Genomic DNA, 26,312 nt, shown 5'->3' with positions numbered 1-26,312 from the left:
GAAAATTTTTTCTAAAAAATAACTACGCATCTTTGGACTATTTTATAAATATATTTGGTATAAAATACATAGTAATTTGCATAATATTTTGAATTTTAATTGAATACTAACCCCTATAAATATACGAAAAATGAAAAATATTTTTTACTTTTATTGTGCATTATTTATTGGTAATGTATATGCACAAACACACCAAATTCAAAAACATAATGGTGAAACATTTTTAATAAATTACATCAAAACCGATGAAAATTTGATTCATTACACATGGCCAAACCAAAATGAACATCAAGTGATATCGAATTTTGCTGTTGCTACATTGACCCATATTTCTACATCAAAATCACACGATGTTTCCACAAAAATGGAATGGAATGCTCCTAAAAAACAAAACGTTTCTAAAGTTATCAAATGTTCCGAAACCCATGGTTTAACACCTTACCAAACAATTAGTGTGTTTTTAGGCAGACCAAAAGGCATTTCTGATACAGATTTTACAAAATTGAAACACGCAAAACTTCATGAAAAAGCAAAACTTCATGATGCTCCTTTTGTATGCATTATAGAAGAATCATTTGACGAAGTGAAAGCCCTGTTATTTAGATATTAAACCCCAAAAAAAACGCCCATAAAGGGTGTTTTTTTTTGCTATAAAATTCTATTTTTGTACCAATAACAATAGTTCGTTTTTCAATTTTCATCACTTAATTTAGATTAATAAAATATGTTACAAAAAGCATCGCTAAGCAATTTTGAATTTTTTTATAATTTGTACATGCATCCCGAGGTAAATCCTTTTTTGTTGTATGAAATCATGCCTCCTGAGGATTTTAAACCCATTTTTGAAAAACTCATTCATGAAGGTGTTTTGTATGTTTTTATAGACAATCAAATTGCCGTAGGAATGTGCAAATTGATCCCTCTCACCTATCGTTGTTCCCATATTACATATTTGGGCGGAGTTGGCATCGTTCCTAAATATTTTGGGAAAGGTCTGGGAAAAAAAATGCTGCTAGAGATTATTGCGTTTTGCAAATCCAATGGCATGAGCCGAATTGAGTTGAGTGTGGCAACACACAACCACAAAGCATTTCAGCTGTATGAAAATGTAGGTTTTCAAAAAGAAGGAATGCTGAAAAATTATGGTTTTCTGAAAAGCGACAATCGATTTATTGACGAATATTTGATGGCAATATTATTATAATACCAAATATACATATAAAATAGTCCAATCTATTGGTTCTTTTTTGCTAAAATTATTAAAAAAAATAGTTCCGTAGACCAGCTATGCAACGATTTTATTTTGACAATTTTTTCTAAAAAATAACTACGCATCTTTGGACTATTTTATAAATATATTTGGTATAATTTAAAAAAAATAAAATGTGTTGCGTTTTAAATTAAAAAAATAGTAATTTTGTGGTTTATAAATATTCAATATTTTTTATTAATTGATGTGAAAAATTTATTTAAACTTCAGTTTTAATAATTATATTTGATGTTTTTAACCAATTTATTGAATTTATTTTTTTTAACTACACAACACCATTTTACAAAAAAATGTTAGACAAACAACAAATTATTGACGACAGTAAACAATATAGTTTATTTACTTGGGTAGCCCAAAAACCCGTAAACCCCATTGCTATTGAAAGAGCCGAAGGAGTGTATTTATATGAAGTAGGTGGCAAAAAAATCATCGACTTTTCGAGTGGATTGATGTCGGTAAACATTGGTCATGGCGACCAACGAATTACCGATGCGGTGGTAGAACAAATGCAAAAAGTGAGTTATGTAACGCCTTCCTGCACAACCGAAATCAGAGCCAAACTAGCCAAAAAACTAGCTGAAATTTGCCCTGGCGATTTGAACAAAGCTTTTTTTACACTTTGCGGGGCTTCTTCTATTGAAAATGCCATCAAATTAGCCCGACTTTATACAGGGCGACACAAAATATTTGGACGCTACAGAGGGTTTCATGGCAATTCTTCGGCGAGTATGACTTTGGGGGGCGACCCTCGAAAAATATTTGCAGATGCCCAACAAGCCACCAATATTTTTCACCTTGACGACCCTTATGATTTCTATGGTTTGAGCGATCAAGACGAGGCTACCAAACTCAAATGGAGCTTGGATGCCGTGGAAAGAATCATTCGTTATGAAGGGCCACATACCATTGCAGCCTTCGTTTTTGAAGGCGAAAGCGGTTCATCTGGCTGTTTGCATTATCCAAAAGGTTATCTGAAAGGCATCAAAGAAATGTGTGAAAAACACGGAATTCTGTTCATTGCCGATGAAGTAATGAGCGGATTTGGACGCACCGGAAAATGGTTTGGTTTTCAGCACCACGACATCATTCCCGACATGATTTGTATGGCAAAAGGGCTGACTTCCTCTTATTTACCTTTGGGTTGTTTGATGGTTTCAGATAAAATTGCAGCCCAATACGAAACCAATCCGCTTTGGTTGGGATTGACTTACAACTCGCATCCGGTGGCTTTGGCAGCTGCTTTGGCAAACGTAAACATTTATGAAACCGATCATTTAATTGAAAATGCCGTTAAAATGGGTGCCTATATGGAACGCCGCATTGACGAAATGAGAGCACAACACCCTTCTATTGGAAAATTCAGAAACAAAGGACTTTTGGGTTGTTTGGAAGTGGTAAAAAGTCACGCACCTTATGAATTAATGGCGCCATTTAATGCCAATGCAACCGAAATGGAAGTGATGAACAAAGTGGGTGCCAAATTAAGAGAACTTGGTCTTTACACCTTTGTGCGTTGGGGATACATTTTTATTGCGCCACCATTAATTATCACCGAGGCCGAAATTGATGAAGGTTTAGCAATCATCTCCGAAGCCTTGAAAATTGCAGATGAAAATATGATTTAAGGGTTTTTAACCAAAAACAACTGTAAAAGTACCGTTTATTTAAAAATAAATTTAAAACATTTTTTAAAATAATAAATGTAACTACTTGATTTATAAATATTATTAAGATCTATATAGTATAATAATAAATAGAATGTAATTATTTATCATATAAAAAATGTAAAGTATTATATTTTTTATAAATTTGTTCCCAATAATTTAAACAATTACAAACAAATGAAAAAAATAGTTTTATCGTTAGTAGGATTAGCAGTAATGAATATTGCCAATGCACAAAGTAAAAAATCAAGTTCAAACGAAAGTCTGGCATATGGTGTAAAAGCAGGTTTAAATATGGCATCTATAACAGGTGATTACGATGGTAAAGCCATAGCAGGTGCAAATTTTGGTGGTTTTTTAACCTTAAATGTTGCAGATAAATTTTATGTACAACCAGAATTATTGTTTTCTATGCAAGGGGTTTCCTATACTTATAGTTATTCAATACCTGGTTTTTCGACTGTATCCTACAATTCAAAATTAAAAACAGATTATCTTACTATTCCAGTTATGGCAAGATATTTTGTAGCAGACAAATTTAGCCTAGAGGCAGGACCACAATTAGGTATTTTACTTACATCAAAACAAACTGTAAATAACACAACTACAAATGTTAAAAGTTCTACAAAAGGAGTTGATTTTACATTAAATATTGGTGCTGGCTATGATGTAACAGAAAATATTGCTATTGGAGTACGTTATGGCTTGGGATTATCAGAAATTGAAAAAAACAAACAAACTGGTTCAGATTCTAACAAACACAGAGTATTTTCAATAAATGCTGCATACAAATTTTAATTTTTATCACATTTCAAATATAAAGCCTCAAAAATATTTGAGGCTTTTTTTTTACTATTCATTTTATTCCAAATATATTTAGACAACAACTTATAGATCCTTTTTTATTTTTTGTGGCAAACTATCAAAAACCAATTGATAGGAATGATCGATTAGTGTAATCAAAAGTTGGTTTGAAACCTCTTGATTTACCATTACAGTATTCCAATGTTTTTTATTCATGTGGTACCCTGGTTTGATACCTTGATGATTGGCTCGAAGCTCAATGGCTTTTTCTGGATCGCATTTTAGATTGATAGATGGCGTAGCTTTTTCCCATGAATCTAATGACGTTAAACAAAATATTTTGCCTCCAACTTTAAAAACAAGTGTGTCTTGATCAAATGGAAAATGCTGTGTTACTCCTTTTTTAGCCTCGCAAAAGTCATATAAATCTTGAATATTCATCTTATAAAAAATTTTCTATTTTATATAATATTGGTTTTGATGGAGTTGCATCGTTTTCAAAAGGTGCAATTTGTAAATTCAAATAATAAAAGCCATCTTCAATATCATTATTTGCAAAAATCATTTCCGTTATAGTGGCCTCAAAACGAGCATCTTGATTGATTGGATTTACAGTTTTGATGTTCCAAAAAGCTTTGTGTGCTTCTAGTTGTCCATCGTCTTTTTCCTTGTCAAGGCTTGGTAAATCAACTAACAAATGCTTAACACCTTGTTTTTTTATAAATAATGCAGCTTCTTTTGTAATATATGGTGGATTCGTATTGGAATATTTCCTGCTTTTTTTAGCGGGTTCGTTCGGCAATGTTCTTATAATTAACGCTTTACAAACAGCATTATCATGTAATAACGGTTCTATTTGACTAAGTCCTATTTGATAATCATCATTTATTTTTTCGGGCATTACTGTAATTAATTTTGCCAAGAAAAAAAAACAATCAAGCGTTTTATTGACACTATAAAATTCATTTGTAAGATGACCAATACATTCAGTATGTGTACCGTGTGCATGAGGATTAAAAGAAATATTGTTAAAGTTAGTACTGCTACCAGCAGCTACACTACCCGTCCAATTGTCCATTTGAACGGGTTGTATAGATGGTTTTGAAAGGTACCACGCAATAGGATTATCATCAGTATTTGATAAAGGTATCGAAATATCAATAGGTTTATTTAGATCTATTTGATGAATATTGTTGATAATAGCTTTCATATTTTATAAAATTACAATTGAATTTGACGGTTAATTTGTTGGTCTAGCGAAATGAAAGTTTCTGTTCGGGATACTCCATCAATTGCTTGAATTTTTGTGTTTAATAACCGCATTAAATGTTCATTATCATTACAAATAATTTTTACTAAAACAGACCAATTTCCTGTTGTATAATGACATTCTAACACTTCTGGAATATTTTTCAACTCTTTTATAGTATCAGCATTACGAGATGCTTTATCCAAATATACACCAATAAAAGCCATTGTATTGTATCCTAAAACTTTGGGATTTATTAAAAGTTTTGAACCTGCAATAACATTAGATTGTTCTAATTTTCGTAATCTTTGATGAATAGCAGCTCCAGAAATACCAATTTTATTTGCAATTTGCAATATTGGTTTTCGAGCATCTTCCATCAGTTCACGCAAAATTTCTTTGTCTATACCGTCAATTTCAATTTGCAAGGCATTTGTTTTCATTAGATTTCAATTTGAAAGCAAAATTAGCTAATTTGTTTTTAAAATTTAATAATACAATTGTAAATTTTGTCTATTTATATTAAATTAAAAGCATTAAACCCATTTGAAAACACCTATAACATTTCATACACCAAATATATTTATAAAATAGTTCAAAGATGTGTAGTTATTTTTTAGAAAAAATTTTCAAAAAAAATCATTGCATAGTTGGGCCAAGGAACTATTTTTTTTTTACTCATTTTAGCAAAAAAGAATCAATATATTAGACTATTTTATATATATATTTCGTATTACATAGGATCTACTGTAAGTTTTGTACCATAACTTAAATCTGGTGCACAACCCGCCCACGAATCTGAACTACCACTATTGCAACCCGCAAATTTACTTATACCAGAAACCTGAATTTTATAAGTTCCAGCTGGTAGTGTTTGATAATTTGAATTTCCACTTATTGTTGCATTAGCAGAATGGTTACCTGTATTCCAATTCTGACAAGATTGAAAGATCACAGTAGTTGTTGCATCACCAGTTAATAAGTATTCAACTCCAGTGGCAATATTAACCAATTTAAATATCGCTATCCCTCCTAATTCTTTTGTAGGATTTCCAGAAATTACAGTACCTTTAGCTGTAATATTAGCATTAGTATAAAAAATTCTAACATTTGAAGCACTTAAATTAAATGTAGGTCCAATGTCTTGAAAATCCGTTTGAAAAACATCTGTAAAACCTTGGCTTCCTGCATTGCATCCACTCCATGACTTTGCTGGAAGAGTAAAAGTTACTTTCCAACTTACAGAGCAACCTTCAATTGTAAAAGATGTTGGACTAGAATTATCAGTCAAATTTCCTGAAACTTGATATACAATAACTCCTGCATTTACAGCATAAGTGCCTGCAACCCTTGTAAAGGTAATACCATTTTTTGTTTGAGAAGTAGTTCCGTATGCAGTAGTTCCATCACCACCGACATAAGGAATTGTATATGTACCAGTAAAAGTTGTCCCATTAGACAAAACATTTAATGAGCTACCAATTGCTGGTGATACCGTAGAAACAACTCCTCCACAATTGAAAACGGGTGAAGTACCCGCAATCGAAACTTGAAGTGTACAACTTTTTCCGCCAAAGTTTATATTAAAAGAGGCAACACCATAATTCGAAGGTATTCCACTTAGATTATATATTAAATTTCCATTGCCTTCATTTAATGCAGTGGCAGTTAATGTTGCAGTAATTCCAGTTACTCCAGTTGAGGAAACCGTTTGGGCAACCACACCTCCGTCTCCACCTGTATAGGGAATAGTTATTGTATTACCCGTAGTGTTTATTGATTTTTTTAATATATTACTTACAACAGTACCCATACAATCAATGCTATTTACTGTGGCCGAAGACACAGTAACAGTCATGATACATGTTTTTCCTCCTAAATTAATATTAAAATTGGCAGATCCAACTGCTGCTGGGGTGCCTGTTATAGTGTAAACTAAATTTCCAGAACCAACATTAAAATTACCTGCTTGTATTGTAGCGGTTAAACCTGTAACAGAAGTTGAATTAATAGTTTGTGTAGGATAACCGCCACCGTTTCCTCCTGTATAAGAAATTGTAGATGTTACCGTTGAATTTACCGTTTTCCCTACAATAATTCGACCATCAAGAGTTGGACTACCACATGATAAACTACCTATAGAACCCGCATTTACTGTTCTAGATAATGTACAAGATAGCCCTCCCATTTTTATTTCAAAATTAGCTGTTCCTGTTCCAGATGGAGTGCCAGTAATCGTATATGTAATACTACCATTCCCATTTGATAAAACACCCGCATCTGTTGTTGCTGTTAGACCAGTAATTCCAGTAGAACTAATGGTTTGCGAACTATAACCTCTTCCATTTGCACCTGAATACGTAATAGTAGATGTATTTGTTGTAGAAACCGTTAGACCATCTACAAGTGAGCCGGTATTGACTGGACTTGAACAGTTGATGCTTGCGACTTTAGCACTTGTTTTTAAAATTATAATTGGTGTACCTACCACTTGTGTGTAACATATTGAAATATTAAATAATAAAAATATTCCAAATACAAATTTCAAAATATATTTCATTCTCTATTAAATTTTATAATTCTAGTCTATTTTATTTAAACATTAAATAATGTACATGTGTCAATTGTAAATTATATTTACAACATATAAATATATTTGTATTTACAAGATATGCAAATATATAACATAATTACTTTACATGCAATTATTATATAAATATTATCTTAAAAATATATTAATTTTTAATTCGTTAAAAATAAAATTTCTCATTTTTCATAAAAAACGAAACATAAAAAACATCATTCATCGTTATTATTAAACTTTTTATCGATATATTTATTTATTATAAAAATAAACTTTTATTTTATTTTTATTATTTGTAAAAAAATAAACAATTAATATATAAAAAATTTTAATATTTATTTTATTATAATTATCAAATATAAACCTACTTTATAAATAATATTAAAAATATAAATAAGTATATACTTTATTAAATTAAAAAAATTATAATTTTATCACAATAATGTATTACATGAAAATCAAAACTTTATTTTCTTGTTTTATTTTGTTTTAATTTATCTTTCAATCTTTTTTTTGTGTCTTCAATAGTCGATTGATAATCATTATTAGTTGTGAGCCTTTTTATTTCTAAAATGATTTTTAGTGCTTTTTTAATCTTGAATTGTAGTTCTAATAATTGTATTTTTTTTAGCAAAATGTCTATTTTAGAAACTCCTTTTACTGTCAAAGTAAATGCAATTAATTTTTTTGCCTCGTCCAAATCATCATTCCAAAGTAATGTTTGGATAAAATGTGGATAGACTTCTAAAGCATGAACATTTATAGACAATGCTTTTTGAAAATAACATTTTGCTTGTTCATAGTTCAATAATTGTTCTGCTTGAATCCTTCCTGCTAAACATAAGGCCATAGTGCTATTTTCGTCATAAGACAAGGCATAATCTAACGATTCTATGGTGCCTTCAAGCCAATATGGGTAGTTGTCCATGGCTTGAAATAAATATTTATCTATATTTTTCATTTTTATATTTTTTATAATGATAGATTATGTAATTGTAAACTAACAGTTACATGTCATATCAATATTTTTTTAATTCTAGCTTAGCTTTTTGCCTTTCGGGCTTGAAACTTTTAATCTTTTTGTTGTGTTTAAAATCACTTCCTTCAAATGTACGAATAGGGTTGCCTCTTTCAATTTGTGTTTGATTGAGCCAAGTATGTTGCATTTGTTGTTTGATTTTTTGATCGGCTCTTTCGGCTAATTTTTCAAGCAATCTACTCGTAGCCCACTTTTTATTTTGATGTTGCGATCGAGAATCCATAGCCAAAACAGATAAACCTGTTGGAATATGCGTAGCTCTAATAGCCGAACTAACTTTATTTACGTGCTGCCCTCCCGCACCCGAACTGCGAATGGCTTGGTATCGAATATCCGATTCCTGAAAATGGTCTTGTGGATTGCCTTGAACTTCAAAAATTCCGATATACCAATTATTTCTTTTATGAAATTTTCTATATGCACTTTTTCCTATCCATAAAATTGTACCGAGCCAAGAAGCAACAAAACGAGTTGTTTCTGGTCCTTCTAATTTGATCAATGCCGTGGCCACAGTACCATTTTCTGCTCCAGGTTCTCTGTATAGCATATTGTGTTTTATACCATAAATTGCTGCTTCTTCTAGCATTTTTTTGAGCACTTGTGCAACCACCCACTCACATTCGGCTGGCCCTCTTCCCGAGGTAATTTGTATTATTTTTTCCATTATCTTTTTTTTAAAACTATTTATCCATTCTTACAATTTTTGGCGTAAACGTTCCTATAATTTCAACTAATTCCTCTTGATTTTTCATCACTTGCTGTATGTTTTTGTATGCCATTGGAGCTTCGTCTATATTTCCTCCAATGAGCTGTACATCAAATTTTTGCAACTCTTTTTTAATTGCACTTTGAGTAAAAATAGACTTGCATTTGGACCTCGAATATAGCCTTCCGGCACCATGTGAAGCCGATTGTAAACTTTCCAAATTGCCTTTACCTCTTACAATAAACCCTGGTGCTGTCATGGAACCAGGAATAATGCCAAGCTCGCCTAAACTTGCCGGTGTTGCCCCTTTTCTGTGCACAATACACTCTTGATTATTAACGGTTTCCTTCCAAGCAAAATTGTGGTGGTTTTCTATGGTCAATGCAATTCTTCTGCCCAATGCTTTAGCTATGCGTCTATGAATATCGTCATGGCAGGCTTTTGCATAATCGCCAGCCAAATTCATTGCCAACCAGTATTCTTGTCCATCGTGTGTGTTCAAATCTAACCATGCTAAATGTTGAACATGCTTGGGTAACGGACATTGTTTTGTAGCTAAATAGGTATAATGTTTGGCAATATTGGCTCCAAGACCTCTCGAACCACTGTGCGATAAAACCGCCAAATAACTGCCAGGGGCTAAATGCCATTCTGAAAGCGGATTTTGTAAATCTACAATGCCAAATTCCACAAAATGATTGCCTCCACCAGAAGTACCAAGTTGTTTGTATGCCTTAGTCAATAAACTTTTCAGCAACGGCACATCTTGAAATCCGTGATGGCTAAAAATGGCATGATCAGCTTTATTTTGATGAACCTCGGTCATGCCAAATTTGGTATGATTCTTCAAAATGGCTTGCAGTTGATGGTCTTTGCCTTTCAGAAAAGAAGCTGGCAAATCATAAACAGACAAACTCATCCGACATCCAATATCAACCCCAACGCCATAAGGAATTACGGCATTATTAGTAGCCAAAACACCACCTATTGGCAATCCATAACCCGAATGTGCATCGGGCATAAGCGCTCCTGCAACCGATATGGGCAATTTTAATGCATCATACAATTGAAACTTTGCTTGAGCATCGATGTCATTTTCTCCAAAAATGGTAAAAGGTGCTCGTGTATTATGCAACTGGTGCATTCTTATTGATACAGGATTAACCAATCCTTCGGCAACTTTGCCCCAAGTACCATGATTTTTAAACTTTTCTGGCGACAACAAAACCTCTTTTGCCTCATTCAAAATAGGTTCTTTTTTTTCTCTTTTTCTATATCTATTAATTTGCCCCAAGGCAATATTTATTGCATTATTTTTTGGAAAACCTAATTTTATTAAGTCTTTTCCAGATATTTTATTTCCCATGATTATATATACTATCTTGATTGTCAAGATATTAATTCGATTTTATGTATAATAAAATTGAAATATAACTTTTGATTTTTTTTCATAAAAAGCTGAATAACACTTTCATTATTTAAAAAAAGATATGATTTTAAATAAAAAAAGATATAAGGTAATAATTGTAATTTTTAAACAATTATAAGCTACAATCCAAAAAAATGGAGCTAGTGCAAGGTTTCGGGATAATATTTTGAAGTGTCTAGAATAAACAAAAAAGCCCGAAATTAAACTTTACTTCGGGCTTTTTCTATATATAATTAAAACGCTATCTAAAAGAAAAACCACGAAGATGACACAAACCAACAACTGTTGATAAGGTACTGAATGTAGGAGTAGTATAATTAAACATCTCTTCGCTTTATTAAAGGTTAGTATTATTTTTTTTTAACGGTGCAAATTTATGTAATTAAAATTTACATTTCCAAATAAAAAAACATATTTTTTATAAAAAAATTAAAATAAATTTAAAATGTATAATTTTTAGTATATTTTATAAATATAAATAAATATTATATTATAATTTTTTGTTAAAAAATAAAGAAGTAAGGATTGGTGTTTTGATTATTATATTGTTTTTTTCAAAATTTAAACGAATATAATTTCAATTATTAGAAAAAAAAATGTACTTTAGCCATTAGAAAATATCAAATTAGCAATTATGAATGAACATTTTAATATAAATGAAGACCATAACAAACTTTTAGTTTCAGAACTTAGAAAACGATTTGCAAAAGTTCAGTTAGGTGGTGGCGAAAAACGGATAGCAAAATTACATGCCGAAGGTAAAATGACGGCACGAGAACGACTCGATTATTTGTTAGATGAAAAAGCCAACAATATCGAAATAGGTGCTTTTGCAGGCGACGGTATGTATGCCGAACATGGTGGTTGTCCTTCGGGTGGTGTAGTAGTAAAAATTGGCTATGTTTCTGGTGTTCAATGTGTTGTAGTGGCCAATGATGCAACAGTAAAAGCTGGTGCATGGTTTCCTATTACCGGAAAAAAAAATTTAAGGGCCCAAGAAATAGCCATTGAAAACAAATTGCCCATCATTTATTTAGTAGATTCTGCAGGGGTATATTTGCCTTTGCAAGATGAAATTTTTCCAGACAAGGAGCATTTTGGAAGAATTTTTAGAAACAATGCCATAATGAGCAGCATGGGTATTACTCAAATTGCAGCCGTAATGGGCAGTTGTGTGGCTGGCGGTGCCTACTTGCCAATAATGTCTGACGAAGCCATGATAGTAGATCAAACGGGGAGTATTTTTTTAGCAGGAAGCTATTTAGTAAAAGCCGCAATTGGCGAAAATATTGACAATGAAACACTTGGTGGAGCAACAACCCACTGCGAAATATCGGGCGTAACAGATTATAAGGCACTTAATGATAAAGACGCTTTGGATAGAATCAAACGCATGATGGGAAAAATGGGACAATTTGAAGTGGCAGGTTTTAACAGAATCAAAGCACAAAAACCAAAATTATTGGAAGAAGCTCTATTTGGAGTATTGCCCAAGTCCAGAAATGAGCCTTATGATATGATGGAAATCATAAATAGACTAATTGATGATTCGGAGTTTGACGAATATAAAGCAGGATATGGACAAACCATAGTAACGGGATATGCTAGAATAGAGGGTTGGGCTGTTGGGATTGTTGCCAATCAACGAAAAGTTGTAAAATCGAAAAAAGGAGAAATGCAGCTTGGAGGAGTTATTTATTCTGATAGTGCCGACAAAGCAACACGATTTATAGCAAATTGTAATCAAAAGAAAATACCATTAGTATTTTTGCAAGATGTAACAGGATTTATGGTTGGATCAAAATCAGAACATGGAGGAATAATAAAAGATGGCGCCAAAATGGTAAATGCAGTTGCTAATTCGGTTGTTCCAAAATTTACGGTTATCATTGGTAATTCCTATGGGGCTGGAAATTATGCTATGTGCGGCAAAGCATACGACCCAAGGCTAATTGTTGCTTGGCCAAGTGCCGAACTCGCTGTAATGGGAGGTACCCAAGCCGCCAAAGTATTGATGCAAATTGAAGCTTCGGCCTTGAAAGCAAAGGGGGAAATGGTTGATGAAATCAAAGAAAAAGAACTATTTGAAGCCATAAAAGCCAAATATGATGCTCAAATATCGCCTTATTATGCAGCCGCTCGATTGTGGACAGATGCCATTATCAATCCTACAGACACCCGAACATGGATATCGATGGGAATAGAAGCTGCCAATCATGCACCGATTGAGAAAAAATTTAATTTAGGAATAATCCAAGTATGATTAAAAAAAAGGCTGTCCAAAACTTATGAAGGACAGCCTTTTTTTTATTTTCTTTTAATTATTTTGAAAATTTTTGAAAACCAAGAGGTATCATTTTCTTCTAAGCCATAGCCATAACCGTAGCCATAACCATATTTGTTTGAAGTAAAATCTACATCATTCAAAATTAAATTAATTTTCTTAAATCGTTTGTCCGTTTTAATTTTTTCTACTACAAACAACATCCGTTTATCTAAATAATTAGCCCTTACTACAAAAAGACATAAATCAGCCAAATTATTCAAATGCAAAGTATCTGATACCAAACCAACAGGTGCTGTATCAAAAATGACATAATCATAGGTTTTTTTGAGTTCTTCAACAAGATCGGTCAGTCGAGTAGTTTGAATAATTTCATTAAAATTAGGAATAATAAAACCAGAGTCAATTAAATCCAAATTAGGAACTTCACGAATAGGGTTGATAATATCTTTAACTGTTAAATTTTTATCTGTAATAAAATGCGTTATACCTTTAGCTTTATCTATATTGAAATACTCATAAAGTTTTGGAGCACGTAAATCTAAACCTAACAAAACTACTTTATAACCAGAGTGAGCCAAATAAGTAGCTAAATTTGCTGCCACAAACGATTTACCTTCACCACTCATAGTAGAAGTTACTAATATAGTTGAATTTTTAGCATTATTGGTTACAAAATTCAAATTGGCAATCAAATGACGTAAAGATTCACCTACATTGGTTCGGTCGTTTTTCTCAACAATACTACGGGTTTTATTTGTTCCTTTTGCAACATTTCCAATGATTGGAACAGAAGTCAATTTTTCTAGCTGTCCAATATTATGTATTTTGGTATCCAACAATTGTCCTATAAAAATTATCAGAAAAGGGATTAAAATTCCAATGAATAAAAACACTCCCAGAATTAAGGATTTTTTGGGAAAAATAGGTTCAAATAAACCGTTGGCTTTATTAATAATTTTGGCCGAAGGTAAAGTTGATACAGATGTTATAGTAGCTTCTTCTCTTTTTTGCAATAAAAACAAGAATAATGCTTCTTTTGTTTGTTGAGGTCTATAAATTTCTCTAAATTTTCTTTCTTGAACAGGAATATCACTAATTTTTGAATTGATTTTTGTATTCTGCGACTGCAAATTACTGCTTGTTATTTCAAAAGATTTTCTTTGATTTTCTAGAGCATCTATAATATTTTTACGTAAACTTACAACAGAATTTGCTAAATTAATCCATTCTGGATTTTGAGCTGTAACACTTTTAGCAAACATCCTTTTTTTGAGTAATAACTCATTATACATTTCAATATTTTTTGCTAACGTCAAGTCCGAAAGTCCGATATTTGTAGGAATTAAATCTTCTTTTGTTTTACTCAAATAATCTTGCATGTATTTGATTAACCCCAATTGAATATTATTATTTTGAATTTTAGTTTCTATTTCGGCATGGCCTTCTACAAAAAGCTTGGCTTCAGACACTATATCTGTAAGGTTATTTTGTTTTTTAAAATTTTCAACATTTTTTTCTAATACATTCAATTCATCATCTAAAACCACAATTCTTTTATTGATAAATTCGGCTGTTTTTAGAGCAACCTGATTTTTATCTACAATTCCATTGGCAATATATTCTTGGACTAAAACATTCAAAATATCACGCCCTTGAGCTTGAATTTCCGATTTTAAACTTAACTCAACTGCATTAGATGTTTTGCTGATTTGGTTTACTTGAATGTCATTTCGATAATTATCCACAGCAATATCAAACGGAATTACCATGATGTTATACTCCATTGCTTCCACTACATCCTTTGTAACCAATTTGTTATAATCTGCTTTGGGTACAAAAATCAGTTCATCGGCTCCAATATTAATGGTTTGCCCTAAACGGTATTTTTGATTACTTACACTATCAGAACTTACAGTAAATTGATTTTTATCTGTAAATTTGATTTTAATTTCAGAATTTATTACCCTACTACTATCCAGTTTTTTATGAACAATATAAAATGGTAAACTTTTGCTATATACCTCAATAACTTTGTGTGTAATACTCGTTTTTTTATAACACTTAATATTTAAGTTTAATTTACCAACAACATTACTTATTATAGGAATAGATTTAATAATTTGAATTTCGTCTTCAACAAAATTATTTCCTGCCCCCACTCCTAAATCTTGCAACATCGAAATTTCATTCAAAGGACCACCCGACTTGTCTTTTTTTAGTAAAATGGTAGCTGTAGATTGATAAACGGGTTTGGCATATTTGATAAAAACAATTCCCAAAATTAAACACAAAAAAATACTTAATAAAAACCATTTATAATGTGCTAAATATTTTTCTAAGTTTTCTTTAAAATCGATATTGTCATTATTATTATGATGCTGATCATTATCAATAAATAAATCTTTGTAATCTGACATTTTGAGGAATTATTTTGTTAAAATTATAATTAACGAAAGTACTACAGAGGCCAATGATATTAAAACGGGTGTATTGGCGTTATAAGATGCTGATTTAATTTTTGCATTATTGGGAGCAACAATCACAACATCATTTTTTTTCAAATAATAAACATCTGACTCAAAAATATTTTTGGATGTCAAATCAACATTAAAATATTTTTGTTCTTTGTTGATTTCTCTTATCACCAACACATTTTTTCTAATAGCCGTAATATTCAAATCACCAGCCAAACCTAAAGCTTCAAAAATGGTTATTCTTTCTTGGTTTACAGGATACACACCTGGTTTGTTTACCTCACCTAGTACCGTTACTTTAAAATTTTGCAATTCAATATTTACAATAGGATTATTTAGATAAGTTTTCAATTTACTTTTTAACATTTCTGTTAATTCAAGCATGGTTAATCCAGAAACCTGAATTTTACCCAAAACAGGAAACTCTATAGAACCATCTTGTTTTACTAAATAAGTAATTTGCTTTGGAATCCCCGAAACGGTACCCGAAGCAACATTAATAGCACTTACAGGCATATTGAAAGATTGTACACCAACATTATCTGACGAAGACACGAAAATAGCTAAATTATCATCAGGTTGAATCGTGTTTATATAGCTTTTTTGAATAGTATTGCTAGTATTTTGATGCACATCTTGCAATAAGATAATGTCTTTAGAAGAAGTACATGAAGATGCCATCATTCCTAATAACAAAAAACACAAGAATTTCAAACCAATTTTATTGGTAAAGTGATGTTTTGTAATAATCATTTTATATATTTAATTTTTTTTTGCAAAAGTAAGTGATTTTTATAGATAATAAAAATGTAAGCTATTTTTTTTGTTAGGAACTTCGCTTACCTTTAATGAAAATAGTATGTAGAATTTTAAAAAAATATTTAACATCTGTTTTAAAAGGGCTTTTCAGGTATTGAAGCAAGTATTTTTTTTCAGAATCCATAATTTCATCTAAAGTTTTAGGCGAATCGGCATAAAATGGGGGCAACAGTCCAGGTTTTGTTTGAGTTCTTAATGCTACTAATTCTGGATTATACAAACTCAAATAATGTGCACTTAATGGCCTAACACCAATGATTTTCATTTCGCCCTTCAATAAGTTAATGAGCATAGGCAACTCATCTATCCAGTATTTTCTTAATTTTTCTCCATAAGTTGGAATTCTAAAATCGTTTTTAAGCTTTCCTCCTTCGGCCAAATTGTTTTGTTCAAAAACATATTTCTGAATATACTCAGAATAAGCATGCATAGTTCTTAATTTATATACTTTTATAATTTTACTATCTTTTCCTATTCGTGGCAATTTAATAAAAAAGCCGTACTTAGGTTTATGTGCATCATATTGAGGTTCATTTACTTTTTTTACTGCAAAATACAACAAATTATTAATTTGCTTAACTTCTGCTATTCCAAAACCACAATACACTAACCTACCCAAAACCTCAGTTTTTGAAAGCACTCTACCTTTGCCGCCTGATAAATAAAAATAGACTCTACTTGTAAACCATATTTTTGGAAGCACTCTTGTTATTAAGAAATCGAAAAAATAATAAATATGGTTTAAAGGTTTAGGGAATTTTTTCATCAACCTATTTTTTCTTACCATATAGGTTTCTGCACAACCCACATAAACGCCGTCATTATTAAGTTTTTTATTTACCTTTTTTAAAAAACTATTTAGTTTTTTTATATCATTAATACGTTCTATATTAATAATTGCAACTTGTTTGCTTTCAATGCTTTCAATATTAAAAATATTTTGAGTAGCCAAAACAATTGCCTTTTCTAGAGAACAAAATTGATTGACAAAATCTAACCCTTCCTTACCTATATTTTTATTAAGTAGATATTCTTTTGGCATTGACAAGATATTTTAACTTATGACTTAATTTTAATGGTTAAATAATAATAAAAACTAATATTATAGCATTTAATATACTTAAATTTAATAAAATATTTTAAAATTTAAAAAATTTTCTATAAACTGTATCTGGAACTATACCTAATTTGGTTGCCCAAAAAATAGGTTTTTTCAATTTTTTTATAATATTAAAATATGAATTATAATCCTTATAAGATTTTACTGGAGATTTCATGATGCTATCGAACTCCTCAGCAGAGTAACCTAGTTTTTTCTGACAATAATTTATTGTTTCAATTCCTTCAGTAAAAGGGTCTTTTTTAACAATTAATAAAGCTTCATTTCGAGTTATTTGTCCATTTCTTAAAAGAGCAGAATAATGGAGTTTTCTTTTATCTATATTGAATTTTCTTGTTAAAATATAAGATTGAAAAAAACCAGTATATTTCGATTCATGATGTTTGCCACCATAATTGTGCCAATCTACTTCACTTGTCAAAGATTTTAAAACTTCTTGTTCATCATAAGGTAAATAATACAGCAAACGTACTTGTTTTATTTTTCTTATAAATGAATAATACAAATAATCTGACATGTTCATAATTGGAAAACTTTTAATTTTTAGTTTTCCAAATTTTTTATGGATATCATTTACATATCTTCCATCCATATAGGTCCATGAAATTGGTGTAGTTCCTTCGGTTCTAAAGGAGTGTCCATGAATAATATACTTCAAATTTTCTTTAGCGGCTTCTTTAAATAAAACAGAAAATATTACCCAATCTGTAGGAACTTCTGCGTCGGGTACTGATGCTTCAAGAAAAGCTCTTTGCAAATCTTTAAACTCTTCCCAAACAGCCACATGAGTGTATAAATCAACATTTAATTTTTTGCAAACATTCTTTATATTATTTACGGCATGCTCTGTATTCCAACCATTGTCAAAATGTACTGCCAAAGGACGTAATCCTAATTTTACAGTTTCATATAAAGTATAAGTACTATCTCTACCTCCGCTTACTCCAACTATACAATCATAAGGCTTCCCTTTGCCATCTTGTTTGATTTTAGCCACTATTTTTTCTAACTCTTTTTTTGAATGATCGTTTAATGCAAACTGCATTTCTAATTCATCATGAATTTCACAAAATGTGCATTCACCTTTTTCGTTAAATGTTATTCCTTCTACAGTGTCATCCATTATACACCTTGAACAAATTTTATCGGCTTGGTATTTAAAATTTTGCATTTTCTTATTCTTTTAACTTTAAAAAATCATCTATTAGATTTGTATAAAAACTTGAAACATTTATTTTATCTAAAAATAATTTTTCTTTTTTTTCTTTATATTTTTTCTTTTTGTCACTTTCTTTAATTAATTCTTTGATTTGATCAATTAATTCATTTGGTTTGTTTGTTTTGATACCAAATCCTAGTTTGTATTCATTTTCAATTTCATTCAAATAGGCTATTTTGCCAACAAAATCATTGAATCTCAAAAAAGGTGTTCCTAATAATCCTGCCTCTGCACACATCGTTTGACTATCGCCTATAAATAAATCTGCAAAAGCAATAAGATGATGCATTTTATTTGGTGGTAAATTTAAATTATATTTTTTGTATTTATCATTTATTTTATCTTCACCGCTAATAATTATATTTCCATAAGGCTCTAAAAGTTTGATAATTTCATCTATTAAATGTTCATTAAGCCCAGTATGCAAACCTTCAATGTCATGTCCAGCCGTTAAACTAACTAAACGAATTAAAAAATAAGGCTTATCTGCATCTACATACTCTTTAATTACGTCATAATCAGGCGTAAAATTATTTGGATGCAAATAGGCCATTTTTTGAATACCATTATACCCTATTTTTTTATAATCAAATTTTCCAACAGAACAAATATTAGGTGCGATTATACGTGTAGCAAATGGATATGCTGCCTTGCAAAACATTTTATTAATTTCAAAATCATCTTCATTAAAAACAAATGAGGGTATGGAGAATAGTTTGCCAATATAGGTAATCGATATATCAGTCCCTATCATTAAATTGGGTTTCCATTGATATACTACTTTACCTAAGTTAATATTTTGTTTACCTAATTCAAATATTCCATTGTAAATAATAGAAAAAGCATTTTTCTTTCTATTTTTCTTTTCATTAATTTTTATATACTCAACGCCCTCGCTTTTAAGTAAATGCTCTAATATATCTTTCTCTTTAATAACATATTTAACATCATACCCTAATGCGATTAATTCTTTCACCGTAAACTTAAACACATAATAATGTGCCGGGTGATTTAAAGCAACTAAAATTTTCATAAAAATAATTTTTTCAACTCTTCCTTATCAGGATAGTTTATCAATATTCCATCTCTATTTCCATGATATACAAACATACTTCCAGCTGCAAAACCATTTACAACTGTTTTTTTATGTAACTCTTGCATACTATCAATATTTTTAGCCCCCCCAAGTGCAACTATAGGAATAGATACTAATTTTGATATTTTGTCTATCAGTTCCAAATTATATCCTCGTTTTGTACCGTCATTATCTATAGATTGAATGATTAACTCTCCAGCTCCTTTTTCTTGCATTAGTTTTGCAAAATCTTCGATAGCTAAATTTGCTTTTTTTGAACCATTTCTATAATAGACGTATTCTCTTCCAAAAAAGTCTTTTTTCACGTCTATGCAAACTCCAATTGTTGATGATCCGAATCTATCAGACGCTTCTTTTATAAAATTAGGGTTTTCGATAGCAAAAGTCCCAATTATACATTTTTCAACACCAATCTTTAATATACTTTCTATGTTATCTAAAGTTTTGATTCCGCCACCAACAGAAAATGGCATATTGGCCTCTTCTCCTACTTTTTTTACAAAATCTAAATCAATTATTTTATTATCTTTTGTAGCATTAATATCTAAAAAGACTAACTCGTCTGCTTTTAAATCATTAAATATTTTCACAGCATTTATAGGGTCTCCTATATAGCGATGTTTTTTAAAATTAATAGATTTTACCAGTCCGTAATCTTTTAATAATAAAACTGGAATAACTCTTGGTTTGTACATGTACTATAATTGTATAAAATTTTTAAACAATTGATCTCCTTGTGAATGACTTTTTTCTGGATGAAATTGACATCCAAAAATATTATCCTTTTCAATGGCAGAGACAAACTCATAATCATAATTTGTAGTCGTTAATATATCTTGTTTGTCATTGCATTCTATATGATAACTATGTACAAAATAAAAATCATTATTTGAAATATTATCAAATAATTTTGATTTTTTTTGAATAAATGTATCATTCCAACCTATGTGAGGAATTTTAAACTGAAAAGTATCAGAAACTTTAAATTTTATGACGTTAGCATCAAACCATCCAAAGCCTTCTTCGTTCCCTTCTTCACTAGTTTTGGCCATTATTTGCATCCCTAAACAAATACCTAAAATTGGTTTTTTTTTAATTAAAACAGATTCGTTTATAAAATCCCAAAGATTTAGCTTTTTGATTTGTTCAATTGCATTACCAAAATGTCCTACACCAGGCATTACCAATTTATCTGCTTTACTCAACTCGGCAATATTATTTGAAACAAAACTATTTGATTGTAATCTATCAAATTTTCTTTTTACCGAACCTGAATTGCCCATATTATAGTCTATAATTCCTATCATAACTCATCTATATATTTTCTAAACCATAATTCTAAATGTACCCATTTCCAAATTTCATTTGAAATATTTATTTCTCTACTAATGTGCTTTTTATATTTTTTAACCACATTTTTTTGATCAAAAATTCCTCTGTTACCAAAAGATTCACTTGTTATTATATTATTTATTTTGTTTTGCCATTTTATTTCTCTAAACCACTCATCTTGAGGGGTTTCAAAACCAATTTTATCTACTCTGTTTCTTATAACTTCGGGTAAAATACCTTTCATCGATTTACGTAAAATGCTTTTAGTCATTCCATTTTTTATTATTTCATTCGATTTTGTAGCCAACGATTTTTCAACCAGCTTATAATCCAAAAATGGAACTCTTGATTCTATTGAAAAATGCATTGAATTTCTATCACCCCATTTTAATAAATGTTCGAGTTTGTATTCAAAATGATTTAATAATGAATCTTTTAAACTTTTGGAACCATACAAATTATCAGAAATACTTGATTTTTTTAAATAATCATTAACAAATTTAACATTAAAATAACCTAAATCATTCACTTTTGTTTTGGTTCGAATATTTTTAGGAAGTAAAAAAAACAAAAACGTTTTAAGCCCAAAAGTGGATTTATGTATTTTCAAGTAATAGTACATTTCTTTCAACAAAGTGTACCATTTTAAATTGATTAATAAATCTTTAAAATAAAACCCAAAAATGTAATGGTAACCCGCCAAATGTTCGTCTGCACCCTGACCATCAATAGTAACAACTACATTATTTTGTGCCTTTTGCATCACTTTGTATTGTGCATAAGGTGATGTTGACGGGATTGGCTCTGTATGGCAAGTTATAAAATCATCAAGATCGTCATACAAAGTTTCGGCAGTAGGGGTTATATAATGTCTTTGTCCTGGTTTATCTGCATATTCTAATATAAATTTTGATTCATCGCCAGAAAAATTATTATCAAAAACCGCCGAAAAAGTATTTAAGTTTGCTACGTTTAAATGATCAATTATAACCGACACAATTGAAGAAGAGTCCAAGCCACCACTTAAACATACTCCAACCGGCACATCACTTCGTAATCTTAGTTTTACAGCCTCTACAAATACATCTTTAAATTCATTAGGTGAAGAAAAACCTGTGCTTTTTTTAACATTTTCCCTTAAATCATACCATTTTTCAGGTGCAATCGTATTTTTTTGTTTTTTCAAATCAACAAACAAACAATGACCGTGCGATATTTTTTCTATACCCTCAAAAAAGGTTTGACTGTTATGTTCTGTTTTATTAAAAACTAAATAATCAAATATTGCCTGTTCGTTTGCTTTTGGTTTTGCTTTTAATACTGCTAATATAGATGGAATTTCTGAGGCAAAATAAAAATTATTCTCATCTGAATAATAATAAAAAGGCTTTACTCCAAATCTATCCCTTGCAAAAAACACTGTTTTTTCTTGATTATCATATATAGCAAAAGCCCACATACCATTAAACTTATGCAAGCAATCTTTTCCCCATTTGATATATGATTTTAACAAAACTTCTGTATCGGTTTTGGTATTAAAAACCGTTCCATTTCGTATAAGTTCTTCTCTTAATTCTACATAATTATATATTTCCCCATTAAATACCATGGTGTATCTTTGGTCTTCACTTTGAAATGGCTGATGTCCTGCACTAGACAAATCGATGATACTTAATCTTACAAATCCAAAACCAACCGTATTATCAATAAATATACCTTGATCGTCTGGCCCTCTGTGTTTCATGGCTTGAACCATAGACAGCAGTTCCAACTCTTGAACCTTTTGGTTATTGAAATTGATTATTCCCGAAATTCCACACATTATTTATTTAGTATTTGAGTGTAAATGTCTTTTATTTTTTTGGCAATTACACTATTATATAATTCTTTTTCAATGATAACTTCTCTACCTTTTATTCGGTTATTGTTTTGAAAAACCAAACTTATTTTTTCGGCTATTATATTTTCATCATACGGTACTATAAAACATCCAGCTACCTGCTCTATCAAACTTTTTACATCGCCAACATCTACTGAAATTATGGGACAACCACACATCAAAGCTTCCTTTACAACTTGTGGGCCTGTTTCTCGAATAGAGGTTATTAATAAACAATCTACTGCATGCATCAACTGTATTACTTCTTCTCTTTTATATCCTTTTAATTCTAATAATTTTATGTTTTCCAATTTTTCTACAGCTTTTTTGGCTAAGTCGTAATTTTTTACTGGCTCATCAAAACTTGAACTGAATAAGACTAATTTTTCTTTGTCAGAAAAACGCAAGTTTTTCCTAGCCTCTTCTTTAGAAATATATTGATATTCATCTAAATCAATTCCGCATGAAATAATAGTGTGTTTTTTTTTAAATATAACAAAATTTAGCATTTTACTATTTACAAAGATACTACTATTTGCTAAATAAAAAACAAAATTTGATATTATATTATTAACCCCTCTTTTTTGAATATCACATCCATGAAATGTAACTACAACTGGAATTCTTCGTTGAAAAATGGATAATAATCCACTAAATCCATAATGAGCGTGTATGATATTGGGTTGAAACGATGCTATTTTTTGCAATAATGCCTTATAATTTTTAATATAACCTAATATCCCTTTGCCTTTTATCAAAAAATATTCTATTTCAACGTCTAATTTTTTTAATGCGTTGACTTGCTCAACTATAAATGGTGCAATAACTTGTGCATTGCCACTACAAACAATTAATACCCTCATCTACTATTACATTTTTATAAAATTAATCAGTTTTTTACTGTTTTTAATATAATCTAAATTTTCATACCCCCATTGGTATCCCGCATTAGCAATTTTGTTAGACTCTAAAGGGTTTTCTATAAAAAACACCAATCCATCTTTGATAGAAGTTGGGTTATTGGAACTTGCAAATACAACTTGTTTTTTGTTTTCAAAATATATTTTAAAATCATCGGTTACAGTGGTAACTATTGGTTTTTTCATAGCAAAATATTCGCCTAATTTAGTTGGAAATCCTGCCTCAGCAAATTCACCTGCTATTCTTGGATTGACTAAAATATCGCATTTTTGCAAATTTTGTTGTACATCTGATTTTTCCAAGAAACCTGTAACTGTTATTTTGTTTTTAATGCAATCTGGTAATTGATTTAACTTGTTTTTTAATTCAGAAGAAAAGTTGCCAATAATTAATAGTTGGGTGTTTGGATGAAATTCTTGTAACAACACGAAAGCGTCAATCAAATCAAAAGTTCCATTTTGTATATTTGTAGTTCCACAAAACCCAATGACAAAAGTATTTTCAACTTTTTTAAAACTAGAACTATAAAAACTAGAAAAATCTATAAAATGATTGATTAACAGAACATTTTTTACATTATTTTTTTGAATTATTTTTTTCAAATAATGACTTAATACAATAACACCATTAAAATATTGATCTATAAATTTGAATTGCCCATAATAAAAAACTAATTTTATTTTTTTCCACCAAACGGGAGTCAGCGATTGCGGTTCGTAATAATCTGTAACAATTCTATATAAACGGATATTAAATAATTTACAAAATAACAAATAGGGTATTGTAAAATATAAATATTCAACTCCATATAAAATGATTGTATTTTTTTTATATTTTAATTTTTGAATTAATATTGAAAATGGAGTATAAATAATTTGTGAAATTAAATTTACGAATTTTAAAAATTCATTTTCTGGAAATTTTTTATTTATAAAATTACTTACTTTTACCTTATGCTCTGTATCTCCAAATAATTGACCTCTTAATCGAACAACCGAAACAGCTATTTGGTTTTCGTATATACCATCAACCATTTGCCGAACAAAATTTTCTGGTGCACCGCCGTTTGGAAAATCAGATGTTGTATATATTACAATATTTGGTATATTTATTTTATTATCATTCATAAATCTCTTAATTTGTATTAACCAAAATTAATATTTAAAACTTTCCAAGGTCTATTATCTATTGTACAATCGGAAGCCTTATTGTTGTATGCCGTTTTGAATTCAATTTCATAAATGTTACTACATATTTCGTTTAAAACAACTTTTCCAAAATTGCCATAGTTTGTGTATATAATAAACATTATTCTTTTTTTAATATTAATTTTTCATTAAATAATATGCCTATATAAATAAACGTTAGCAAAAAAGTATTATTAGCTAAATTATATGTTAAAACAGACATTAAAATAGAAAAAGTCATCAAATATTTAACAATAACTCTTTGATTATAAAACAAAATAAACATTGTTTTTTTTAATATATATATAAACATGATCAATCCTGCCCAACCCCATTTTAATAATAATTCAGCATAAGTATTTGGTCCACTTACAGGCTTTCCGTATTTTAAAATGCCAGGAACATTTTCTAAAATGCCCCAACCAAAAGGCCATTTCAAACTCTCTTCAAAGGCAAATAAAATAATTCCTAATCTTGATAATCTAAATTGCTGGTTATCAACACCTTCATACCAAGTTTCGCTACCCACTTCTACATAAACATTTATTTTTCCAGCTAAAAAATCAGAATTAAGATAAAAATAAACAGAAAATATAATAAATATTGGTAAAATTACAATAATCAACATATTGATTCTTGCACTTTTAAATTTCAACAAAAAAGCTAATGTCATCAAAAAAAGTACAAAAAAGCCCATAGTTGATAAAGTAGTAATGATAGCGATAACGTAAACTATTATTTTTTTATCAATAGTGAAATTGTTTTTGAAAAAACGAATAAACATTGCCAAAATAATCATAAAAGCAAAGGCTCCTGGTTCCCACATAAAACCGCAATTTCTATCGGCAGCCCAACCACTAAACATAAAAAAACCTACATACCAACCACCTGCCAACTGCTGCTCTTCTAATGAAAATGCAGAAAGCAAAGGTGATAATGCGAAAAACAAATTAGGATTAATTAATTGTATTGTAAATAATGGTAACGATATTAATGTTAAAACATATATTATTCGTTCAAATTTATTTAAAAAACTATTAATACCCATAATTCTAATTATAAAATATGGTAGTAATATACGAGCGGTTACAGATAAAAAAGTTATTGCTTTAAATGATTCTACATGATTATAAACTAAAAAAGATAATATGTTTATCACAATCCAAGATGTCAAAAAAATATAAATCTTTAAATTTATAGTTTTTTTTAGGAAAAAAAACAAACTTAAAATAT

Annotated in this window: 24 protein-coding genes; 5 read left to right on the top strand and 19 right to left on the bottom strand. The window is 29.9% G+C overall.

Annotation, left to right across the window (positions count from 1 at the left end):
- Window positions 1-130 precede the first annotated feature (130 nt).
- The 4 genes from FBFL15_RS05345 to FBFL15_RS05330 all read left to right on the top strand — a co-directional run bounded on the left by FBFL15_RS05345 (window position 131) and on the right by FBFL15_RS05330 (window position 3,732).
- Window positions 131-610: a hypothetical protein gene (locus tag FBFL15_RS05345; protein ID WP_014083622.1), complete on the top strand. Its 480-nt coding sequence runs from the start codon at window positions 131-133 to the stop codon at window positions 608-610.
- Window positions 611-724: 114 nt separating this feature from the next.
- Entirely contained in the window at window positions 725-1,204 is a 480-nt protein-coding gene (locus FBFL15_RS05340) for a GNAT family N-acetyltransferase (protein ID WP_014083621.1), read from the top strand.
- Window positions 1,205-1,560: 356 nt separating this feature from the next.
- Window positions 1,561-2,895 carry an aminotransferase class III-fold pyridoxal phosphate-dependent enzyme gene (locus tag FBFL15_RS05335; RefSeq protein ID WP_014083620.1) on the top strand — a complete coding sequence of 445 codons (1,335 nt, stop codon included), beginning with the start codon at window positions 1,561-1,563 and terminating at the stop codon, window positions 2,893-2,895.
- A 216-nt stretch (window positions 2,896-3,111) separates the two neighbouring features.
- Entirely contained in the window at window positions 3,112-3,732 is a 621-nt protein-coding gene (locus FBFL15_RS05330; protein WP_014083619.1) for a porin family protein, read from the top strand.
- A gap of 90 nt (window positions 3,733-3,822) precedes the next feature.
- On the opposite strand, the gene FBFL15_RS05325 is transcribed toward FBFL15_RS05330, so the two are convergent.
- The 7 genes from FBFL15_RS05325 to FBFL15_RS05295 all read right to left on the bottom strand — a co-directional run bounded on the left by FBFL15_RS05325 (window position 3,823) and on the right by FBFL15_RS05295 (window position 10,682).
- Entirely contained in the window at window positions 3,823-4,179 is a 357-nt protein-coding gene (locus tag FBFL15_RS05325; RefSeq protein ID WP_014083618.1) for an MmcQ/YjbR family DNA-binding protein, read from the bottom strand.
- A 1-nt stretch (window position 4,180) separates the two neighbouring features.
- Window positions 4,181-4,948, bottom strand: coding sequence for a cyclase family protein (locus tag FBFL15_RS05320; protein ID WP_014083617.1), 768 nt, complete (start codon window positions 4,946-4,948; stop codon window positions 4,181-4,183).
- A gap of 11 nt (window positions 4,949-4,959) precedes the next feature.
- Window positions 4,960-5,430, bottom strand: a complete 471-nt coding sequence (locus tag FBFL15_RS05315; RefSeq protein ID WP_014083616.1) for an Lrp/AsnC family transcriptional regulator — start codon at window positions 5,428-5,430, stop codon at window positions 4,960-4,962.
- A 290-nt stretch (window positions 5,431-5,720) separates the two neighbouring features.
- Complete coding sequence (locus FBFL15_RS05310) at window positions 5,721-7,547, bottom strand: beta strand repeat-containing protein (protein ID WP_014083615.1); 1,827 nt, start codon at window positions 7,545-7,547, stop codon at window positions 5,721-5,723.
- A 490-nt stretch (window positions 7,548-8,037) separates the two neighbouring features.
- On the bottom strand, window positions 8,038-8,532 hold the full coding sequence (locus tag FBFL15_RS05305) for a hypothetical protein (protein WP_014083614.1): 495 nt from the start codon (window positions 8,530-8,532) through the stop codon (window positions 8,038-8,040).
- A 58-nt stretch (window positions 8,533-8,590) separates the two neighbouring features.
- Window positions 8,591-9,274: a peptide chain release factor H gene (prfH, locus tag FBFL15_RS05300; protein WP_014083613.1), complete on the bottom strand. Its 684-nt coding sequence runs from the start codon at window positions 9,272-9,274 to the stop codon at window positions 8,591-8,593.
- A gap of 16 nt (window positions 9,275-9,290) precedes the next feature.
- The gene (locus tag FBFL15_RS05295) at window positions 9,291-10,682 is read right to left on the bottom strand and encodes an RtcB family protein (RefSeq protein ID WP_014083612.1); all 1,392 of its coding nucleotides are present in this window, start codon (window positions 10,680-10,682) and stop codon (window positions 9,291-9,293) included.
- 697 nt (window positions 10,683-11,379) lie between these two features.
- Between FBFL15_RS05295 and FBFL15_RS05290 the strand changes: the two genes are divergently transcribed.
- Window positions 11,380-13,008, top strand: coding sequence for an acyl-CoA carboxylase subunit beta (locus tag FBFL15_RS05290; protein WP_014083611.1), 1,629 nt, complete (start codon window positions 11,380-11,382; stop codon window positions 13,006-13,008).
- Window positions 13,009-13,052: 44 nt separating this feature from the next.
- Here FBFL15_RS05290 and FBFL15_RS05285 read toward each other — a convergent pair whose 3' ends face one another.
- The 12 genes from FBFL15_RS05285 to FBFL15_RS05235 all read right to left on the bottom strand — a co-directional run bounded on the left by FBFL15_RS05285 (window position 13,053) and on the right by FBFL15_RS05235 (window position 26,238).
- The gene (locus FBFL15_RS05285) at window positions 13,053-15,449 is read right to left on the bottom strand and encodes a GumC family protein (RefSeq protein ID WP_014083610.1); all 2,397 of its coding nucleotides are present in this window, start codon (window positions 15,447-15,449) and stop codon (window positions 13,053-13,055) included.
- A 9-nt stretch (window positions 15,450-15,458) separates the two neighbouring features.
- On the bottom strand, window positions 15,459-16,259 hold the full coding sequence (locus tag FBFL15_RS05280) for a polysaccharide biosynthesis/export family protein (protein WP_014083609.1): 801 nt from the start codon (window positions 16,257-16,259) through the stop codon (window positions 15,459-15,461).
- Between the two features lie 73 nt (window positions 16,260-16,332).
- Complete coding sequence (locus tag FBFL15_RS05275) at window positions 16,333-17,367, bottom strand: sugar transferase (RefSeq protein WP_014083608.1); 1,035 nt, start codon at window positions 17,365-17,367, stop codon at window positions 16,333-16,335.
- A 97-nt stretch (window positions 17,368-17,464) separates the two neighbouring features.
- Window positions 17,465-18,616 (bottom strand): N-acetyl sugar amidotransferase, encoded by a 1,152-nt coding sequence (locus tag FBFL15_RS05270; RefSeq protein ID WP_014083607.1) that lies wholly within the window; start codon window positions 18,614-18,616, stop codon window positions 17,465-17,467.
- A 4-nt stretch (window positions 18,617-18,620) separates the two neighbouring features.
- Complete coding sequence (locus FBFL15_RS05265; protein ID WP_014083606.1) at window positions 18,621-19,697, bottom strand: DUF354 domain-containing protein; 1,077 nt, start codon at window positions 19,695-19,697, stop codon at window positions 18,621-18,623.
- Window positions 19,694-20,455, bottom strand: coding sequence for an AglZ/HisF2 family acetamidino modification protein (locus tag FBFL15_RS05260; protein WP_014083605.1), 762 nt, complete (start codon window positions 20,453-20,455; stop codon window positions 19,694-19,696). The genes FBFL15_RS05265 and FBFL15_RS05260 overlap by 4 nt, the downstream gene beginning before the upstream one ends.
- Window positions 20,456-20,458: 3 nt before the next feature.
- Entirely contained in the window at window positions 20,459-21,067 is a 609-nt protein-coding gene (gene hisH / locus FBFL15_RS05255) for an imidazole glycerol phosphate synthase subunit HisH (protein WP_014083604.1), read from the bottom strand.
- On the bottom strand, window positions 21,064-22,914 hold the full coding sequence (gene asnB, locus FBFL15_RS05250) for an asparagine synthase (glutamine-hydrolyzing) (protein ID WP_014083603.1): 1,851 nt from the start codon (window positions 22,912-22,914) through the stop codon (window positions 21,064-21,066). Before asnB ends, hisH begins: the two co-directional genes overlap by 4 nt.
- Entirely contained in the window at window positions 22,914-23,834 is a 921-nt protein-coding gene (locus FBFL15_RS05245) for a glycosyltransferase family 4 protein (RefSeq protein WP_014083602.1), read from the bottom strand. Before FBFL15_RS05245 ends, asnB begins: the two co-directional genes overlap by 1 nt.
- 6 nt (window positions 23,835-23,840) lie before the next feature.
- A complete protein-coding gene (locus FBFL15_RS05240; RefSeq protein WP_014083601.1) occupies window positions 23,841-25,019 on the bottom strand; it encodes a glycosyltransferase family 4 protein in 1,179 nt (392 codons plus the stop codon).
- Window positions 25,020-25,036: 17 nt separating this feature from the next.
- Window positions 25,037-25,201: a hypothetical protein gene (locus tag FBFL15_RS16475; RefSeq protein WP_014083600.1), complete on the bottom strand. Its 165-nt coding sequence runs from the start codon at window positions 25,199-25,201 to the stop codon at window positions 25,037-25,039.
- Entirely contained in the window at window positions 25,201-26,238 is a 1,038-nt protein-coding gene (locus tag FBFL15_RS05235; protein WP_143394653.1) for a hypothetical protein, read from the bottom strand. Before FBFL15_RS05235 ends, FBFL15_RS16475 begins: the two co-directional genes overlap by 1 nt.
- Window positions 26,239-26,312 lie beyond the last annotated feature (74 nt).

It is taken from the genome of Flavobacterium branchiophilum FL-15 (genome assembly GCF_000253275.1).
Taxonomy (GTDB): domain Bacteria; phylum Bacteroidota; class Bacteroidia; order Flavobacteriales; family Flavobacteriaceae; genus Flavobacterium; species Flavobacterium branchiophilum.
This window is presented reverse-complemented; position numbering and strand designations above follow the sequence as displayed.

Coding starts and splice junctions, on each gene's coding strand:
- FBFL15_RS05335 (WP_014083620.1), top strand. CDS start 1,561: ATGTTAGACAAACAACAAATTATTGACGACAGTAAACAATATAGTTTA.
- FBFL15_RS05345 (WP_014083622.1), top strand. CDS start 131: ATGAAAAATATTTTTTACTTTTATTGTGCATTATTTATTGGTAATGTA.
- FBFL15_RS16475 (WP_014083600.1), bottom strand. CDS start 25,201: ATGTTTATTATATACACAAACTATGGCAATTTTGGAAAAGTTGTTTTA.
- FBFL15_RS05340 (WP_014083621.1), top strand. CDS start 725: ATGTTACAAAAAGCATCGCTAAGCAATTTTGAATTTTTTTATAATTTG.
- asnB (WP_014083603.1), bottom strand. CDS start 22,914: ATGTGTGGAATTTCGGGAATAATCAATTTCAATAACCAAAAGGTTCAA.
- FBFL15_RS05240 (WP_014083601.1), bottom strand. CDS start 25,019: ATGAATGATAATAAAATAAATATACCAAATATTGTAATATATACAACA.
- FBFL15_RS05280 (WP_014083609.1), bottom strand. CDS start 16,259: ATGATTATTACAAAACATCACTTTACCAATAAAATTGGTTTGAAATTC.
- FBFL15_RS05320 (WP_014083617.1), bottom strand. CDS start 4,948: ATGAAAGCTATTATCAACAATATTCATCAAATAGATCTAAATAAACCT.
- FBFL15_RS05285 (WP_014083610.1), bottom strand. CDS start 15,449: ATGTCAGATTACAAAGATTTATTTATTGATAATGATCAGCATCATAAT.
- FBFL15_RS05275 (WP_014083608.1), bottom strand. CDS start 17,367: ATGCCAAAAGAATATCTACTTAATAAAAATATAGGTAAGGAAGGGTTA.
- FBFL15_RS05305 (WP_014083614.1), bottom strand. CDS start 8,532: ATGAAAAATATAGATAAATATTTATTTCAAGCCATGGACAACTACCCA.
- FBFL15_RS05245 (WP_014083602.1), bottom strand. CDS start 23,834: ATGAGGGTATTAATTGTTTGTAGTGGCAATGCACAAGTTATTGCACCA.
- prfH (WP_014083613.1), bottom strand. CDS start 9,274: ATGGAAAAAATAATACAAATTACCTCGGGAAGAGGGCCAGCCGAATGT.
- FBFL15_RS05260 (WP_014083605.1), bottom strand. CDS start 20,455: ATGTACAAACCAAGAGTTATTCCAGTTTTATTATTAAAAGATTACGGA.
- FBFL15_RS05325 (WP_014083618.1), bottom strand. CDS start 4,179: ATGAATATTCAAGATTTATATGACTTTTGCGAGGCTAAAAAAGGAGTA.
- hisH (WP_014083604.1), bottom strand. CDS start 21,067: ATGATAGGAATTATAGACTATAATATGGGCAATTCAGGTTCGGTAAAA.
- FBFL15_RS05310 (WP_014083615.1), bottom strand. CDS start 7,547: ATGAAATATATTTTGAAATTTGTATTTGGAATATTTTTATTATTTAAT.
- FBFL15_RS05290 (WP_014083611.1), top strand. CDS start 11,380: ATGAATGAACATTTTAATATAAATGAAGACCATAACAAACTTTTAGTT.
- FBFL15_RS05315 (WP_014083616.1), bottom strand. CDS start 5,430: ATGAAAACAAATGCCTTGCAAATTGAAATTGACGGTATAGACAAAGAA.
- FBFL15_RS05270 (WP_014083607.1), bottom strand. CDS start 18,616: ATGCAAAATTTTAAATACCAAGCCGATAAAATTTGTTCAAGGTGTATA.
- FBFL15_RS05330 (WP_014083619.1), top strand. CDS start 3,112: ATGAAAAAAATAGTTTTATCGTTAGTAGGATTAGCAGTAATGAATATT.
- FBFL15_RS05295 (WP_014083612.1), bottom strand. CDS start 10,682: ATGGGAAATAAAATATCTGGAAAAGACTTAATAAAATTAGGTTTTCCA.
- FBFL15_RS05265 (WP_014083606.1), bottom strand. CDS start 19,697: ATGAAAATTTTAGTTGCTTTAAATCACCCGGCACATTATTATGTGTTT.